Consider the following 14,446-nt stretch of genomic DNA (forward strand, 5'->3'; position numbering starts at 1 on the left):
AATGCAAGCATCGTCCCCTCATGTCCTATTGATCAATCCCAACAGCTCGGAAGCGACCACGGGGATGATGCTGGCCATTGCCCGCCGCAAAGCGGATGGGCGGCTTCGGCTGGAAGCCGCCACGGCAACCCGCAGCCCCTCGATGATCGTCAACGAAACCCAGCTTACCGCCTCGGCAAGCCAGGTCATCGAGATCGGCCGGGCGCAGGATGCGGGCTGCATCGGCATCATCGTCAGTGCCTATGGCGACCCCGGCGTCGTCCACCTCAAGGAAAACCTGCAGGTGCCGGTCATGGGCATCTGCGAGGCATCCATGATCGACGCCTCGCAGGGCGGACGCAAATTCGGCGTCGCCACCGTCACACCGGATCTGGCCGAAGCCATAGCGGCGCGTGCCGCAAGCCTGGGGCTTCAACACCTCTATACGGGCATACGCTGCACGCCGGGCGATCCGGTCAAGCTTGCCGATGATGCGGAACGCCTGCGCTGCGAGCTGGCAGCCGCGGTGAGGCAGTGCATCGAGGACGGCGCGGAAGCTGTGATCATCGGCGGCGGGCCGCTGGGCGAGGCAGCAGAATATCTGCGCACGCAATTCGACATCCCCATCATCGCGCCCATCGGCTCGGCGGTGGATCTGATGATCGCCGCGATCGAGAACGGTAACGGGCACCGGAATTGACCAACGCCCGTGGCAAGGAAGACGCGCGAACGGTATCCCGCTCGCGCGTATTTAACTCCCCCGCGCCAGTGCCACGATCTTGCGCATCACGGTGGGCAGGGCTTCGCCGTCGAGCTCATCGAGGCGAACCCAGCGGCAATCGGCGGGCGCCTTGGTGCTCAGCAGGGCATCGGCGGCATAGACGCTGACGGCGAGCTCGAAATGAGTGAAGCCATGGCTCACCTCGCCCGGGAGCTTGCGCCATTTCGCCTTCAGCGGCGCGTAGTTGACGGCAGTGCCTGAATCGAAGTCTTCGCTCCACACGCTGGAGGGAATCTCCGTCATGCCGCCGAGCAGACCCTTGTCGGGGCGCTTGCGCACCAACACCCAGCCGTCCGGCCTGACGATCCAGAACGCCGCGCCCCTGCGCAACGGACGCCTGGCCTTGGGGGCCTTGCGCGGAAATGTCTCCTGCGTGCCTTCCCGGCGTGCCCGGCAGAAGGGCAGATAGGGGCACAGGCCGCAAGCCGGGCGTTTCGGGGTGCAGATCGTCGCCCCGAGATCCATCATGCCTTGCGCGAAATCGCCGGGCCTGTCGGCCGGCGTCATGCCGTCGACGATTTCGGCGATCCGAGGCTTGGCCTGCGGCAGGGGCGTCTCCAGCGCTTCGAGCCGGGTCACCACCCGCTCGACATTGCCGTCGACCACGGCCGCGCGCCGGTCGAAGGCGATCGCGGCCACGGCCGCCGCCGTATAGGCCCCGATCCCCGGCAGCTGCCTCAGGCCCTCGACCGTGTCGGGAAAACGACCGTCCAGCCTCGCACTGACGAAACGGGCGCAGGCATGCAGGTTGCGGGCTCGCGAATAATAGCCGAGCCCGGCCCAGGCCTTGAGGATATCCTCCTCATCGCTCTCGGCCATGGCGTCGACCGTGGGCCAGCGTGTCAGAAAAGCCTGGAAATAGGGGCCGACGGTCTTCACCGTGGTCTGCTGCAGCATAATCTCGGAGAGCCAGACGCGGTAGGGATCCGGCTTCTCGCCGGGCAGCGCCCGCCAGGGCAGCCTCCTGCGATGCCTGTCATACCAGGCGAGCAGGGCATCTGCGTGCAGGCCTTCTGGGGACTTGACCTCGGGAGCGACACTATTAAGCATGGCCCCTCATTCCACAGATCGGCCATGATCAACAAGCCCAACTCTTCACAACAGGCATCTCAACAGCGGGTGTCCATCAAGCGAAGGTCGGCTCGCCCCTTCGCCGATCTCGTCGGCCCGGCCCTGGCCGACGCCCTCAAGGCACGCGGCTTCGCCACGGCCGATATCATCGGGCACTGGCCGGATATTGTCGGCGCCCGCCTTTCGGCCCATTCCTTGCCTGTGAAGATGCAGTGGCCGCCTCGCCCCAAGGGTGAAGCCTCCGATGCGGCGCCTGCTGCCGCGACCCTGATCCTGCGGGTCGAGAGCGCCTTCGCGCTGGAGGTCGAGATGTCGGCCGGCCAGATCATCGAGCGCATCAATGCCGTCTTCGGCTGGCGCTGCGTCGGCAAGCTGCGCCTCAAGCAGGGGCCGGTGGACCATCCGGCACCGAGGCAGAGGCCCGGGATTCCCGACCTGCCCCCCGAGGCCTCGCGCCAATTGGCCGACGATCTCAGCGGCATCGAGAACCCTGGCCTGCGCGAGGCGCTGGAACGGCTGGGGCGGCAGGTTCGCGGTTCGCCCCGCCGCACCAAGCCGGCTACAGTCAAGCCGGTCACACCTACGTGAAGGTGGTCGGTCTGCCTGTTGCCATAATTGCAAGGCTCAAGTACCGCACACATAGAGTGCGCCGACGCGCGCAATGACAAAGGACATGAGTCGCCGATGAGCCCGATGCTTTCCCGCCGTACCCTGATCGCAGCCCTTGCGGCGAGTCCGGCGCTTGCGGCCCTGCCCGCCCTTGCGGCCGACGACAAGGTCAGCCTGCTCGAACTGGCCGTGCCCGGCCCCATCCCCGATATCGCGCTCGGCAAGCCGGATGCGCCGGTCAAGGTCTATGAATATGCCTCGATGACCTGCCCCCATTGCGCGCGCTTTGCCAAGGACGTGTTCCCGGCCATCAAGCAAAAATACATCGATACCGGCAAGGTGCTGTGGACGATGCGCGAATTCCCGCTCGATCCGCGTGCCACGGCCGCCTTCATGCTGGCACGCTGCATTGCCAAGGACGCACCGCCTGAGAAATATTACACCATGCTCGACGTGCTGTTCTCGCAGCAGGAGAGCTGGGCGTTCGTCAACGACGCCAAGCAGGTGCTTCCGGCCCTGTTCGGCATCGCCAAGCAGTCCGGTTTTACACAGGAACAGTTCCAGGCCTGCTTGAAAGACCAGACGCTCTATGCTGGCGTAAATGCCGTGAAGGAGCGTGGTTCTTCGGCTTTCGGTATCGATGGCACGCCGACCTTCTTCATCAACGGTATCAGGAAGGGCGGCGAGATCACGATCGACGAGTTCTCCCAGGTCGTCGATCCGTTCCTCAAATCCTGAAAGCAGTCCCGGCCCCGCCGGACTGCGGGGTGATGGATGAAACTAACCAAGCTCAGGCTTCTCGGCTTCAAGTCCTTCGTCGAACCGACGGATTTCCTGATCGAACCCGGTTTGACCGGCGTGGTCGGGCCGAACGGCTGCGGCAAGTCGAACCTGGTCGAAGCCCTGCGCTGGGTGATGGGCGAGAGCAGCCACAAGAACCTGCGCGCCGCCGAGATGGACGATGTCATCTTCGGCGGCTCGGGGAACCGACCGCCCCGCAACATGGCCGAGGTGATGCTGACGGTCGAGAACAAGGACCGTACCGCCCCGGCTGCCTTCAACGACGCCGACATTCTGGAAATCTCCCGCCGCATCGAGCGTGATCGCGGCTCCAATTACCGCATCAACGGCCGCGAAGTACGCGCCCGAGACGTGCAGCTCATCTTCGCCGACGCCTCCACCGGCGCGCGCTCGCCCGCCATGGTGCGCCAGGGACAGATTGCCGAACTCATCGCCGCCAAGCCGCAATCGCGCCGCCGCATTCTCGAGGAGGCGGCCGGCATCTCCGGCCTGCATACGCGCCGCCATGAAGCGGAATTGCGGCTGAAGGCGGCCGAAAGCAATCTGGAACGGCTCGAGGACGTGCTGACCCAGATCGAAACCCAGCTCGACAGCCTCAAGCGCCAGTCCCGCCAGGCTTTTCGCTATCGCGGCCTCTCCAACGAGATCCGGCAGGCCGAAGCCCTCATCTTCCACATCGCCTTCGAGGAAGCGGGGCGGCTGGTGATCGAGGCTGAGAAACGCCTCGACCTCGATACCCGCACCGTGGCCGAGCGCACGCGCGCACAGGCCGAGACCGCGCGCCTGGCCGCCATCGCCGCCCATGAGATGCCGCCTTTGCGTGAGGCCGAACATGCTGCCGGCACCGCCCTGCATCGCCTGGTGCTGGCGCGCGAGCAGTTGGACCAGGAGGAGCGGCGGGCCGGCGAGCGGCGCATCGAGCTCGACCACCGTATCCGCCAGGCCGGCGCCGACATCACGCGCGAGAAGTCGATGATATCGGATGCCGGCACCATGCTGCAGCGTCTGACGGCCGAGGAGTCCGCCCTGAGGGCCGAGCAGGACGGCAGCAAGGAACGGGCCTCCGAGGCCGCCGGCCTGTTGCGGGACGCCGAAGCCGCCTTGGCCGGCGAGGAAAGGGCGATGGGCGAGGCCCAGAGCGCCCTGGCCGAACTCCAGGCCTCGCGCGTCCAGGCCGAACGCAGCGAGCGCGAGGCCGGGGAGCGTGTGGTCCGTCTGGAACGCCAGCTCGCCGAGATCCAGCGTGAGGGCGAAGCCCTTCGCACCGGCTCCAATGCCGCCGCCATCGCCGAGCAGCTCCAGCAACAGCTGGCCGAGCTGCAGGAGCGGCGCAGCCAGGCCGAGCAGGCCGCCATGGAAGCCGAGGCTGCCCATGCCGAGGCGCGCGAGGCCGAAGCCGCCACGCGAAGCCCCCTTCAGGAGGCCGAGCGCACGGCCAATCGCCTGGAAACCGAGGCGCGTACCCTCGCCAAGCTGGTATTGACGCCGGCCGGCGCCAAATACCCCCCGATCGCCGACGCCCTTCAGGTCGCCAAGGGCCATGAGGTCGCGCTCGGCGCCGCACTTGGCGAGGACATCGACGCCCCCACCGACCGCGATGCGCCGGCCCATTGGTCGGGCGCCACCGTCGCAGACGGCGACCCGCCTTTGCCCGCAGGCGTGGAGGCCCTGGCGAATTTCGTTCGGGCTCCTGAAGGCCTGGCGCGTCGACTGGCCCAGATCGGCATCGTGGACAGAGCCGATGGTCCCCGCCTCAAGGCCCTGCTCGCCCCAGGGCAGAGGCTGGTGAGCCGCGAGGGCGATCTATGGCGCTGGGATGGCTTCGTGGCCGCGGCGGAAGCCCCCTCTCCCGCCGCCCGACGCCTGGCCGAGCGCAACCGTCTGGCCGAACTGGAAGAGCAGGCCCTGGAGGCCCGGGATGCCGTCACGCCCCGCCGCCGCGAAGCCGAGATGGCGCAGGCCGCCTCGCGGCAGGCCGCCGAGCGCGAGCGCACCACGCGCGACGCCTGGCGCAATCTCAGCCGCGAAGCCGACCAGCTGCGTGAGCGCGCCGTCGCGGCCGAGCGTCAGGCTGCTCAACTCGCCAGCCGACTCTCGGCTCTGGACGAGGCCGGCAGCCGCCTCGGCAGCGACCTTGCCGAAGCGCACGAGGCCTGCGAGCAGACAAGACGGACTTTGTCGGCGCTGCCCGACGGCAGCGCCCTCAATGCCCGCTTGCAGGAATTGCGCCAGGCCGTGGCGGAAGGCCGTGCCGAGGTCGCCGAGACACGCGCCCAGGCCCAGACGCTGGCGCGCGAGGACGAATTGCGCGCAAGGCGCCTTGCCGCCATCGGCCAGGAAAGCCAGTCTTGGAAAGACCGCCAGGAGAATGGCGCGGCCCAGATCGAGACGCTGACCAGCCGCCTGACGGAGCTGGAAATCGAACGGGCGGAGTTTGACGACGCACCGGTCGTCTTCGCGGCACGGCGGCGGGGCCTGATCGCGGAGACCGAAGCCGCGGAAGAGGCACGCAAGATTGCCGCCGATCGCCTGGCCGAGGCCGAGACCCGCCTGGCCCAGGCCGATCGCCAGGGCCGCGAAGCGCTGGTTGCCTTGAGCCAGGCCCGCGAGGAGCAGGTGCGCTCGGAGGAGAAGCTGGACGCCCTGCGCGCGCGCCGGTCCCAGATCGTAGCCGAGATCGAGGAAGCGCTGAACGTTGCCCCGACGGGCCTCCTGAAGCTCGCCAATCTCGCAGCCGACGCACCCATTCCCGACCGGCGTGCGGTCGAGCGCACTTTGGAGGATGCCAAGCGCGAGCGTGAGCGCCTCGGCGCGGTCAATCTCAGGGCCGAGGACGAGCAGAAGGACGTGCAGACCCAGCTCGACGGCCTCGTCAGCGAGCGGGACGATCTGGTCGAGGCGATCAAGCGCCTGCGCCAGGCGATCGCCGGCCTCAACCGCGAAGGGCGCGAGAGGCTGCTCGCCGCCTTCGACGTGGTCAACGGTCACTTCCAGCGCCTGTTCCAGACCCTGTTCGGCGGAGGCACGGCGGAACTGCAGCTCACCGAGTCGGACGATCCGCTGGAAGCGGGCCTGGAAATGCTGGCCCGCCCGCCGGGCAAGAAGCCGCAGACCCTGTCCCTGCTCTCGGGTGGCGAGCAGGCCCTCACGGCGATGGCGCTGATCTTTGCGGTGTTCCTCACCAATCCGGCGCCGATCTGCGTGCTCGACGAAGTCGATGCGCCGCTCGATGACGCCAATGTGGAGCGCTTCTGCGATCTCCTCGATGCGATGATTCGCGAGACCGAGACGCGTTTCGTCACCATCACTCACAACCCGATCACCATGTCGCGCCAGAATCGCCTGTTCGGCGTCACCATGGCCGAACGCGGCGTCAGCCAGCTGGTCTCGGTCAATCTGAGCGAAGCCGAGAAGTTTTTGGAAGCAGTATAATCCCTGGGATTGCAGGCATCCCTGCCTGCTTCTCGGCCCACGGCATCGCGTTTCCAAGAGCAGGCAATTCCAGAAAATAACATGATGATCCGGCGTCTGGTGATCTGCACCACGATCTTCCCTTGCCGAATCCATAAGTAAATGCTTATGTGTTTTGCATGATGCAGACGAACCTCTTCCGCGCCCTCGCCGATCCCACCCGCCGTGCCGTGTTCGAGCGGCTCGCCGACGGCGAGATGAGTGTTTCACAGATCAAGGCCGGCTTCGATATTTCCCAGCCGGCAATCTCGCAGCACCTGGCCGTGCTGCGCGAGGCTGGCCTGGTGGCCGAGCGGCGCGAGGGGCGCATGGTGCATTACCGTGCTGCCCCCCAGGCCCTCGCCCCTCTGGCCGAATGGGTCGACCGCTATGCCAGCTTCTGGCCCGGGCGCATCGACAGACTCAAGGCCGTGCTGAAGGAGATGGACCAATGACGATCCTGCGCAACGCGACGACCAAGAGTATGGAAGACAAGGCGGCGCCGGACGACCTCCACTTCGAGAGCGTGCTGGAAGCCCCGCCTGCCAAGGTCTGGCGTGCTCTCACCATTCCCGACTATGTCGCCGCCTGGCTGAGGCCGGCCGAGAACGGCATCGATGCCGCCCATTCGCCACGGCGGGATTCCAGCGAGCCGGAACTGGTCGATTGCCGTCTGCTCGCCGCCGAGGCCCAGCAAATGCTGCGCTATGCCTGGAGCGAAAAGATGCAGGAGCGCATCCTCGACAGCGTCGTCACCTTCGAGCTCGCGCCGCATGGTGAGGGTTCCACGCTGCTGCGCATTACCCAGGGCAGCTTCGTCCTGCGGCCCGTCGCCGCCAATCTCAACCAGCCGACCATGCTGTTAAAGGCGGCTTGAGGAACCCGTGATGAATTCTCTCGTCCCCATGGTGGTGGAGCAGTCCACCCGCGGCGAACGCGCCTTCGACATCTTCTCCCGCCTCTTGCGCGAGCGCATCATCTTCATCAACGGCCCCGTCGATGACGGCGTCTCCGCCCTGGTCTGCGCCCAGCTCCTGTTCCTGGAGGCGGAAAACTCCAGGAAGGAGATCTCGCTCTACATCAATTCCCCGGGCGGATCGGTGACTTCAGGCTTTGCCATCTATGACACCATGCAGTTCATCAAGAGCCCGGTCTCGACATTGTGCATGGGATCGGCCTTCTCCCTCGGCTCCTTCATCCTGATGGCCGGCACGGCCGGCCGCCGCTTCGCCCTGCCCAACGCCTCGATCATGGTGCACCAGCCCTCCGGCGGCTATCAGGGCCAGGCCAGCGACATGCTCATCCACGCCAACAACATCATCAAGTCGAGAGCCCGCCTCAACGGCCTGTATGCCCAGCATTGCGGCCGCACCGTCGCGGAGGTCGAGGCGGCCATGGACCGCGACAATTTCATGTCGGCGGACGAAGCCCAGGCCTGGGGCCTCGTGGATCACGTTGCGCCGGAACGCCTGGAGGTGGCATGAGGGCCTGATTCTCGTGCCGATTTCCGCCCCGGCGCCCATCTGTGGCGGCGTCGCGGCGGCTTCAAGGCGGGCTTGCGCAGGCCGACATGGCCAAATGTGACGTCGCAACCATGGCTTGTCCCGTGAAGAAAAGCCGGCAGCCGATGCCATTCTCCCCATTTTTTATTTGTTCTCAAAGACTTGGCATAATTTCGCCTCGCCTTGACACCGCAAGGGGGCGTGGGTATGGTCCCGCCGTTTTCAAGGGGGGCGTCCGGCTCTGTTTTGGCCGGCCAGGGAGCATGTTGCCGCAATGGCGAGCGACGAAGCGGACCAGGCCGGCAAATCCGGCAAAGACGAATCCCGCGATCGTGAATTAAACGAACGCTTGCGCCGTCTCGACGAGCGCCTCGGTTCCATCAAGGCCGGGGAAGCAGCCGAAGCGGCCAAGGTGCGCAAGCAGGAGGGCGATCCTTCTGCGATCGGCAAGGCCATGCGCCTCTCGTCCGAGTTCGTCGGTGGCATCGTCGCCGGTGGTCTGCTTGGATGGGTCGTGGACCGGTTTGCCGGTACTTCGCCGTGGGGGCTCATCATCTTTTTGATGCTGGGCTTTGCGGCAGGTGTCCGGAACTTGTTGCGTGCCTCGAATATGTTGGGCAAAACGCCCGACAAACAGGAATGAACCGGCGCCTCGCGCCATACTAGAAGACAGGGCCTCGCTGGCGATGCATAGTCCGATTACGCAGTTCGAGATCAAGCCGCTCTTCCATATCGGCAGCATCGCGTTCACCAATTCGGCTCTCTTCATGTTCCTGGCGGTGATCCTCATCGCGCTGGTGATGATCGCGACGACTTCTTCCCGCGCCACCGTGCCGGGCCGTTGGCAGTCCCTCGCCGAGACCTTCTACGAATTCGTGGCCGGCACCGTGCGTTCCTCGGCCGGGAACGAGGGCATGCGCTTCATGCCGCTGGTGTTCTCGCTGTTCATGTTCGTGCTGTTCTGCAACGTGCTCGGCCTGATTCCCGGCTTCTTCACCGTCACCAGCCACATCATCGTCACCTTTGCGCTGGCGGCTCTGGTGATATCAACGGTGATCCTCTACGGTTTCTACAAGAACGGCGCCCATTTCCTGAAGCTGTTCGTGCCCTCCGGCGTACCGGCCGTGCTGCTGCCGCTGCTGGTGGCGATCGAGATCATCTCCTTCGTCTCGCGCCCGATCAGCCTCTCCGTCCGTCTCTTCGCCAACATGCTGGCCGGCCATATCGCACTCAAGATCTTCGCCGGTTTCATCGTCATGCTCGCCAGTGCCGGCGTGGCGACGGCGATCCTCTCGCCCCTGCCCCTGCTTCTCGTGATCGCCCTGGTGGCGCTCGAAGTGCTGGTTGCCGTGCTGCAAGCCTATGTCTTCGCCACGCTGACCTGCATCTACCTCAATGACGCCCTTCACCCCGGCCATTGATCCCGTCTAAATCCAACAAAACCTACACCAACAGGAGTTCTCCATGGATCCCGTCGCAGCTAAGTATATCGGCGCTGGTCTCGCTTGCATCGGCATGGCCGGCGCTGGTATCGGCCTCGGCAACCTGTTCGGCCAGTTCCTCTCGGGCGCCCTGCGCAACCCGTCGGCTGCCGACGGCCAGCGCGGCACGCTGCTCCTCGGCTTCGCTCTGACCGAAGCTCTCGGCATCTTCTCGCTGCTCGTCGCTCTGCTGCTCCTTTTCGCAGTCTGATCCGCGCCAGCCACGCCGAACGGGACGGCTTTCGCGATCAGAAATCGCGAGGCCGTTCATCGTTTGATTGGCTGGAATGCAGCAATCCCCTGTTTGTGGCTCCATCTGTTTGTAGCTTGGCCTGCAAAGACGTGAGTGCACATCCGTTGAAGGTGTTTCATGGCTGAAAGTCACGCAGGAACCGAGGTTCCCGGCGATGCACATGGGGCCAAGGGCGCATTCCCGCCCTTCGACAGCTCGTCCTTTGCCTCACAGCTCGTGTGGCTGGTCATCGCTTTCGGGCTTCTCTACATCCTGATGTCGAAGATCGCGCTGCCGCGCATCGCCGGCATCCTCTCCGAGCGGTCGGCTAAGATCGCGGCGGACCTTGCGGCTGCGCAGAAGGCCAAGGCGGACAGTGACGAGGCCGTGGCCTCCTATCAGACCGCGCTGATCAAGGCCCGCGCCAAGGCGCAGAGCATTGCAGCCGAAACACGAGCTGCCGTGACCGCCGAAACGGATACCACCCGCAAATCGCTCGAAGCCGATCTCTCGGCTAAGCTGGCGGCAGCGGAGGCCAAGATCCTGGCGACCAAGCAGGCTGCGCTCGGCAACGTCAACGGCATCGCCGTCGACGCCACCAACGCCATCGTCGAGCAACTGCTCGGCAAGGCGCCCGAGCCGCAGACGGTTCAGTCCGCCGTCGACGCCGCCATGGCCAAGTAAGGAGGCGCGCGTGATCGAATATTTCGCCGAGATGATCCACGAACTCTTCAACCCTGCCGGGCCGGAGTTCTACATCCTCATCGCCACGCTGATCTTCCTGGCCATCGCCTGGAAGCTCGGTGCCTTCGGGCAGATCGGCAAGGGCCTCGACGCCCGCGGCAACGCCGTGCGTGCCGAACTCGAGCAGGCCCGCTCCCTGCGCGAGGAAGCCCAGAAGCTGCTGGCCGACTATCAGAAGAAGCAGAAGGAAGCGGAAGCCGAAGCTGCTGCGATGATCGAAGCTGCCAAGGCCGAGGCCGAGCGTTTCAAGGCCGAGCAGATCGCCAAGATCGAAGACTTCGTCGCCCGCCGCACCAAGCTGGCCGATCAGAAGATCGCGCAAGCCGAGTCGTCGGCCGTTGCCGAGGTCAAGGCTGCCGCCGCGGATGCCGCCGTCAAGGCTGCCACCACGATCCTTGCCGACCAGCCCGCTGCCAGCGCCGGCAATCTGATGTCGGCTGCCCTCAACGAAGTGCGCGCCAAGCTCAACTGAGCAGGACTGGCACAACATCTTGAAAAGCCGCCCGCCGAAAGGCCGGGCGGCTTTTTCTTTTGCGGAAAGCGCGCAAAATCGGATCCCTTCTCCCCTTGCGGGAGAAGGGCCCGGTAGGGGGATGAGGGGTTTTGCTGCGCATACCGAGTATGGCGCGTCCACCCCTCATCCGGCTGCCGCCACCTTCTCCCGCAAGGGGAGAAGGTATTTTATCTTGATGGGCGGTGACCACATTACGGCTGCTGCGGCAAGCCCTTCGCCGTCTTAGCCGCCCGCACCAGATTGACGAACTCGGCGCGATAGCCATAGGGGTCGTCGCCCTTGGCACCGGCTGCGAGCGCGATGATGTCGTCGGGCTTGAGCGTGCCGGCATATTTGCCGCCACGCAGCCATTCGCCGAAACCCGCCACGGCCACGGCAAAGCGCGCATCGCTGGATGCCTGCGCCAGCGTGACGGCTTCTCCGGCATGCGTCACCGGGGTGGTGATCAACCGGCTCGTCTCGGATTCCGGCAGCTTGTAGCGGATCTTCACGAAAGCATATTCGTCGGCCTTGTCCGACGGCAGGACCGGCTGGGCTGCCTGATAACGGCTGCCGTCGACCGGGCGCGTCGCACCGACCGGCACGACATCGTAGATCGCCGTCACGCTCGCCCCCGAGCCGACATCGCCGGCATCGACCTTGTCGTTGTTGAACTCCTCGGTCTTGAGCATGCGGGTCTCGTAGCCGATCAGGCGATAATCGCTCACCGCCGTCGGATTGAACTCGACCTGGATCTTCACATCCTTGGCGATGGGAAACAGACTCGACGTCGCCTCCTCGACCAGCACCTTGCGGGCCTCGTTCAGCGTGTCGATATAGGCGGCGACGCCGTTCCCGTTCTGCGCCAGTTCCTGCATCATCTGGTCGTTGAGATTGCCCATGCCGAAGCCGAGCACGGACAGGAAGATGCCCTTGCCGCGCTCGCGCTCGACGAAGCCGCGCAGTTCGCCGGGTTCGGTGATGCCGACATTGAAGTCGCCATCGGTGGCGAGCAGTACGCGATTGACCGCCTTGGGGTCGAAGTTCGCCTCTGCCTGCTGATAAGCGAGGCGAATCCCCTCCCCGCCGGCCGTCGAGCCGCCGGCCTGCAGCCTGTCGAGGGCAGCAAGGATGGAGGTCTTGTCGGACGCCTTGGTCGGCGGCAGTACCACGCCGGCCGAACCGGCATAGGTGACGATCGAGACCTTGTCCTCCGGCCGCAGCGTATCGACCAGCATGCCGAGCGACTTGACCAGCAAAGGCAGCTTGCTCGCTTCGTTCATCGAGCCGGAGGTATCGATCAGGAAGACGAGATTGGCAGCCGGCCGTTCTTGGGCCTGGAGGCTGTAGCCCTTGATGCCGATGCGCAGGAGCTTGTGCCCTGGCTGCCAGGGATTGGGCATCATCGTGGCGGCCGTCGAGAACGGCTCCTCGGCACTGGCAGGGGCGGCATAGTCATAGGGGAAATAATTGATCATCTCCTCGACGCGCACCGCTTCGGGCCGGGGCAGCAGGTTCTGGTTGAGCGCAGCCCGTACATAGGAATAGGACGCGGTGTCGACGTCCAGCGAGAAGGTCGAGACCGGATCCTGAGACACAGCCTTGAAGGCGTTCTGCGGCGCGTTGGAGAATTTGTCGCGGCCGATTTCCTGCGAGGCCCTGGGGCCGAAAGCGTCGGAAGCCTCATAGCGGTTTTCTGCCGAATAGCCTCCGATCATCCCCGGCATCATCCGTGTGTCGCGCGCAGCGCTGGGACTGGGGGGCGGCGCCGCCACGGGCCTGGCCAGCACAGTCTTGTCCTGCGCCGATTCAGTCGGTGTTGCCGGTGCCTGCTGAGCCACGTTCTGGTTGTCGTCCGGCCTACGCAGTCTTTCGACCTGGACCTGGGTGATTGCCTCGATGTCGGTGCCGCCCTGACTGAGCAGTGCCTCCTGCCGCTTCAGCATATACGTGCCGATCGGTACCATCACGAGCAGAGCCGCTCCCGTCACCAACGCCATGCGCAAGCTGGGGCGTGCGCCAACCCACGCCAGGCCGAGGCCCTGCCACCACTTTGGCGCGGCGCCCTGCCTGGGCCGGCTGGCCTCGAAGGCCATCATGGCCTGCGATATCGCCTTCTCGCGCGCCGTCTCGGAGGCGATGGCATCGGGCAGTTCAATCTTGCGGTCTTCGTGATCAACGCTCATCGCGGATCTCCTTGCGGCCCGTGGCCGCCGCTTCGTGTCCGGCTGCTTCAGCAAGCTGCTTGCGCACTTGGTGCATGCGCCAGGACACGGTATTTTCGGATATGCCGAGCTCGGCGGCGGCTTCGCGATGGCTGAGCCCTTCCCCCGCCACCAGCACCACAGTGGCACGCAGTTCCGGCGACAGGCCGGCCAGCGCGCTTTTCAGCCAGCTTTGCCGGACGAGATCGCCGTCATCGCTCGCCGCTCCGCCAACGGACACGAAGCTCGACAGCGCTTGCCTCATGCGTCCGAAGCTCGATTTGCGCCGGCGATGATCGTGGCAGGCATTGATGGTGATGCCGATCAGCCAGGTGGTGAAGCGCGCCTGGCCGCGATAGCTCGCCAGCTTTTCCACCAATTGCATCAGCACGGTCTGCACGATGTCCTCGGCTTCCTCGCTGAGGCCCGTCTGGCGCCAGGCCACCCGATGGATCATGGCGTGGTGGCGCCGGATCAGTTTCTCGAAGGCACGGCTGTCACCCCTGCAGGCCCGGGCGACCAGACCGGCGTCGCCGTCGTCGCCATCCGCGGTGCCCTCGCTCGTACGCACCGCACCCAGGCTTTCGGGTGGCTCCGATGCCAATGTCGGCAGCCAGAGCCAGGCCAGCCGCGGCGGCCACGCCTGCAGCCTTGGCGGCGAGAGGCCAAGGTTCCTTGCATCAAAGCTTGCTGCCAGGGCCGTCATGGCACTCTCCCCTGCCGCCGGCACCGGACGAGCCGGCCCCGTCAAGATGATATGATCGCATTCCAATCTCCCGGCCAGTTGTTGACCGTTCCATCAGACGCAGGACGAGGCGATTTCCTTGGCGGGTTGAGAAAAGATTTTTCTACGGCCTCCCACCCCGCCGGCTCGCGACAGGGTATTGGACCAGGGGCGCCGGGAGGGGACCGTGCGCGAACGCACGGGTAGCTCTGGGCAACAGGGGCTTCTCTCGCGGCTTCGATGTCAAGGCCGGGCCTTCCATAGACCCTGGCCCGTACGCCACACTGGCAGAAACAAGCCCCTTCTCCCCTTGCGGGAGAAGGTGGCGGCAGCCGGATGAGGGGTGTTGCAGAATACTATGCAGGGAGGTGTCTC

At 65.4% G+C, this 14,446-nt stretch carries 15 protein-coding genes; 12 read left to right on the plus strand and 3 right to left on the minus strand.

Annotation, left to right across the window (positions count from 1 at the left end; translation table 11 throughout):
* Position 1: 1 nt before the first annotated feature.
* A complete protein-coding gene (locus tag ABXS05_RS31270; RefSeq protein WP_367626620.1) occupies positions 2-679 on the plus strand; it encodes an aspartate/glutamate racemase family protein in 678 nt (225 codons plus the stop codon).
* Positions 680-730: 51 nt separating this feature from the next.
* On the opposite strand, the gene mutY is transcribed toward ABXS05_RS31270, so the two are convergent.
* Complete coding sequence (gene mutY, locus ABXS05_RS31275) at positions 731-1,810, minus strand: A/G-specific adenine glycosylase (RefSeq protein ID WP_367626621.1); 1,080 nt, start codon at positions 1,808-1,810, stop codon at positions 731-733.
* Positions 1,811-1,879: 69 nt separating this feature from the next.
* On the opposite strand from mutY, the gene ABXS05_RS31280 reads away from it, so the two are divergent.
* The 11 genes from ABXS05_RS31280 to ABXS05_RS31330 all read left to right on the plus strand — a co-directional run bounded on the left by ABXS05_RS31280 (position 1,880) and on the right by ABXS05_RS31330 (position 11,122).
* Positions 1,880-2,419 (plus strand): DUF721 domain-containing protein, encoded by a 540-nt coding sequence (locus ABXS05_RS31280; protein WP_367626622.1) that lies wholly within the window; start codon positions 1,880-1,882, stop codon positions 2,417-2,419.
* A 96-nt stretch (positions 2,420-2,515) separates the two neighbouring features.
* Positions 2,516-3,178, plus strand: a complete 663-nt coding sequence (locus ABXS05_RS31285; protein ID WP_311942118.1) for a DsbA family protein — start codon at positions 2,516-2,518, stop codon at positions 3,176-3,178.
* 36 nt (positions 3,179-3,214) lie between these two features.
* The gene (gene smc, locus ABXS05_RS31290) at positions 3,215-6,673 is read left to right on the plus strand and encodes a chromosome segregation protein SMC (protein WP_367626623.1); all 3,459 of its coding nucleotides are present in this window, start codon (positions 3,215-3,217) and stop codon (positions 6,671-6,673) included.
* A 158-nt stretch (positions 6,674-6,831) separates the two neighbouring features.
* Entirely contained in the window at positions 6,832-7,146 is a 315-nt protein-coding gene (locus ABXS05_RS31295) for an ArsR/SmtB family transcription factor (protein WP_311942113.1), read from the plus strand.
* Positions 7,143-7,568 carry an SRPBCC family protein gene (locus ABXS05_RS31300; protein WP_367626624.1) on the plus strand — a complete coding sequence of 142 codons (426 nt, stop codon included), beginning with the start codon at positions 7,143-7,145 and terminating at the stop codon, positions 7,566-7,568. Before ABXS05_RS31295 ends, ABXS05_RS31300 begins: the two co-directional genes overlap by 4 nt.
* A gap of 10 nt (positions 7,569-7,578) precedes the next feature.
* Positions 7,579-8,175, plus strand: coding sequence for an ATP-dependent Clp protease proteolytic subunit (locus tag ABXS05_RS31305; protein WP_311942106.1), 597 nt, complete (start codon positions 7,579-7,581; stop codon positions 8,173-8,175).
* A gap of 292 nt (positions 8,176-8,467) precedes the next feature.
* A complete protein-coding gene (locus tag ABXS05_RS31310) occupies positions 8,468-8,836 on the plus strand; it encodes an AtpZ/AtpI family protein (RefSeq protein ID WP_311942103.1) in 369 nt (122 codons plus the stop codon).
* 43 nt (positions 8,837-8,879) lie between these two features.
* Positions 8,880-9,614, plus strand: a complete 735-nt coding sequence (locus ABXS05_RS31315) for a F0F1 ATP synthase subunit A (RefSeq protein ID WP_376717746.1) — start codon at positions 8,880-8,882, stop codon at positions 9,612-9,614.
* Between the two features lie 43 nt (positions 9,615-9,657).
* Positions 9,658-9,885 carry a F0F1 ATP synthase subunit C gene (locus ABXS05_RS31320; protein WP_068291855.1) on the plus strand — a complete coding sequence of 76 codons (228 nt, stop codon included), beginning with the start codon at positions 9,658-9,660 and terminating at the stop codon, positions 9,883-9,885.
* A gap of 159 nt (positions 9,886-10,044) precedes the next feature.
* The gene (locus tag ABXS05_RS31325; protein ID WP_068291852.1) at positions 10,045-10,590 is read left to right on the plus strand and encodes a F0F1 ATP synthase subunit B; all 546 of its coding nucleotides are present in this window, start codon (positions 10,045-10,047) and stop codon (positions 10,588-10,590) included.
* A 31-nt stretch (positions 10,591-10,621) separates the two neighbouring features.
* Positions 10,622-11,122 carry a F0F1 ATP synthase subunit B family protein gene (locus ABXS05_RS31330; RefSeq protein ID WP_367626637.1) on the plus strand — a complete coding sequence of 167 codons (501 nt, stop codon included), beginning with the start codon at positions 10,622-10,624 and terminating at the stop codon, positions 11,120-11,122.
* A gap of 233 nt (positions 11,123-11,355) precedes the next feature.
* Here the strand turns inward: ABXS05_RS31330 and ABXS05_RS31335 are convergent, their stop codons facing one another.
* Entirely contained in the window at positions 11,356-13,329 is a 1,974-nt protein-coding gene (locus ABXS05_RS31335) for a vWA domain-containing protein (protein ID WP_367626625.1), read from the minus strand.
* Positions 13,319-14,053, minus strand: coding sequence for an RNA polymerase sigma factor (locus tag ABXS05_RS31340; protein ID WP_367626626.1), 735 nt, complete (start codon positions 14,051-14,053; stop codon positions 13,319-13,321). Before ABXS05_RS31340 ends, ABXS05_RS31335 begins: the two co-directional genes overlap by 11 nt.
* Between the last annotated feature and the right edge of the window lie 393 nt (positions 14,054-14,446).

It is taken from the genome of Labrys neptuniae (assembly GCF_040797145.1).
In the GTDB taxonomy this organism is placed as follows: domain Bacteria; phylum Pseudomonadota; class Alphaproteobacteria; order Rhizobiales; family Labraceae; genus Labrys; species Labrys neptuniae.

Coding starts and splice junctions, on each gene's coding strand:
- ABXS05_RS31315 (WP_376717746.1), top strand. CDS start 8,880: ATGCATAGTCCGATTACGCAGTTCGAGATCAAGCCGCTCTTCCATATC.
- ABXS05_RS31270 (WP_367626620.1), top strand. CDS start 2: ATGCAAGCATCGTCCCCTCATGTCCTATTGATCAATCCCAACAGCTCG.
- ABXS05_RS31285 (WP_311942118.1), top strand. CDS start 2,516: ATGAGCCCGATGCTTTCCCGCCGTACCCTGATCGCAGCCCTTGCGGCG.
- smc (WP_367626623.1), top strand. CDS start 3,215: ATGAAACTAACCAAGCTCAGGCTTCTCGGCTTCAAGTCCTTCGTCGAA.
- ABXS05_RS31325 (WP_068291852.1), top strand. CDS start 10,045: ATGGCTGAAAGTCACGCAGGAACCGAGGTTCCCGGCGATGCACATGGG.
- mutY (WP_367626621.1), bottom strand. CDS start 1,810: ATGCTTAATAGTGTCGCTCCCGAGGTCAAGTCCCCAGAAGGCCTGCAC.
- ABXS05_RS31320 (WP_068291855.1), top strand. CDS start 9,658: ATGGATCCCGTCGCAGCTAAGTATATCGGCGCTGGTCTCGCTTGCATC.
- ABXS05_RS31305 (WP_311942106.1), top strand. CDS start 7,579: ATGAATTCTCTCGTCCCCATGGTGGTGGAGCAGTCCACCCGCGGCGAA.
- ABXS05_RS31310 (WP_311942103.1), top strand. CDS start 8,468: ATGGCGAGCGACGAAGCGGACCAGGCCGGCAAATCCGGCAAAGACGAA.
- ABXS05_RS31295 (WP_311942113.1), top strand. CDS start 6,832: ATGATGCAGACGAACCTCTTCCGCGCCCTCGCCGATCCCACCCGCCGT.
- ABXS05_RS31340 (WP_367626626.1), bottom strand. CDS start 14,053: ATGACGGCCCTGGCAGCAAGCTTTGATGCAAGGAACCTTGGCCTCTCG.
- ABXS05_RS31330 (WP_367626637.1), top strand. CDS start 10,622: ATGATCCACGAACTCTTCAACCCTGCCGGGCCGGAGTTCTACATCCTC.
- ABXS05_RS31335 (WP_367626625.1), bottom strand. CDS start 13,329: ATGAGCGTTGATCACGAAGACCGCAAGATTGAACTGCCCGATGCCATC.
- ABXS05_RS31300 (WP_367626624.1), top strand. CDS start 7,143: ATGACGATCCTGCGCAACGCGACGACCAAGAGTATGGAAGACAAGGCG.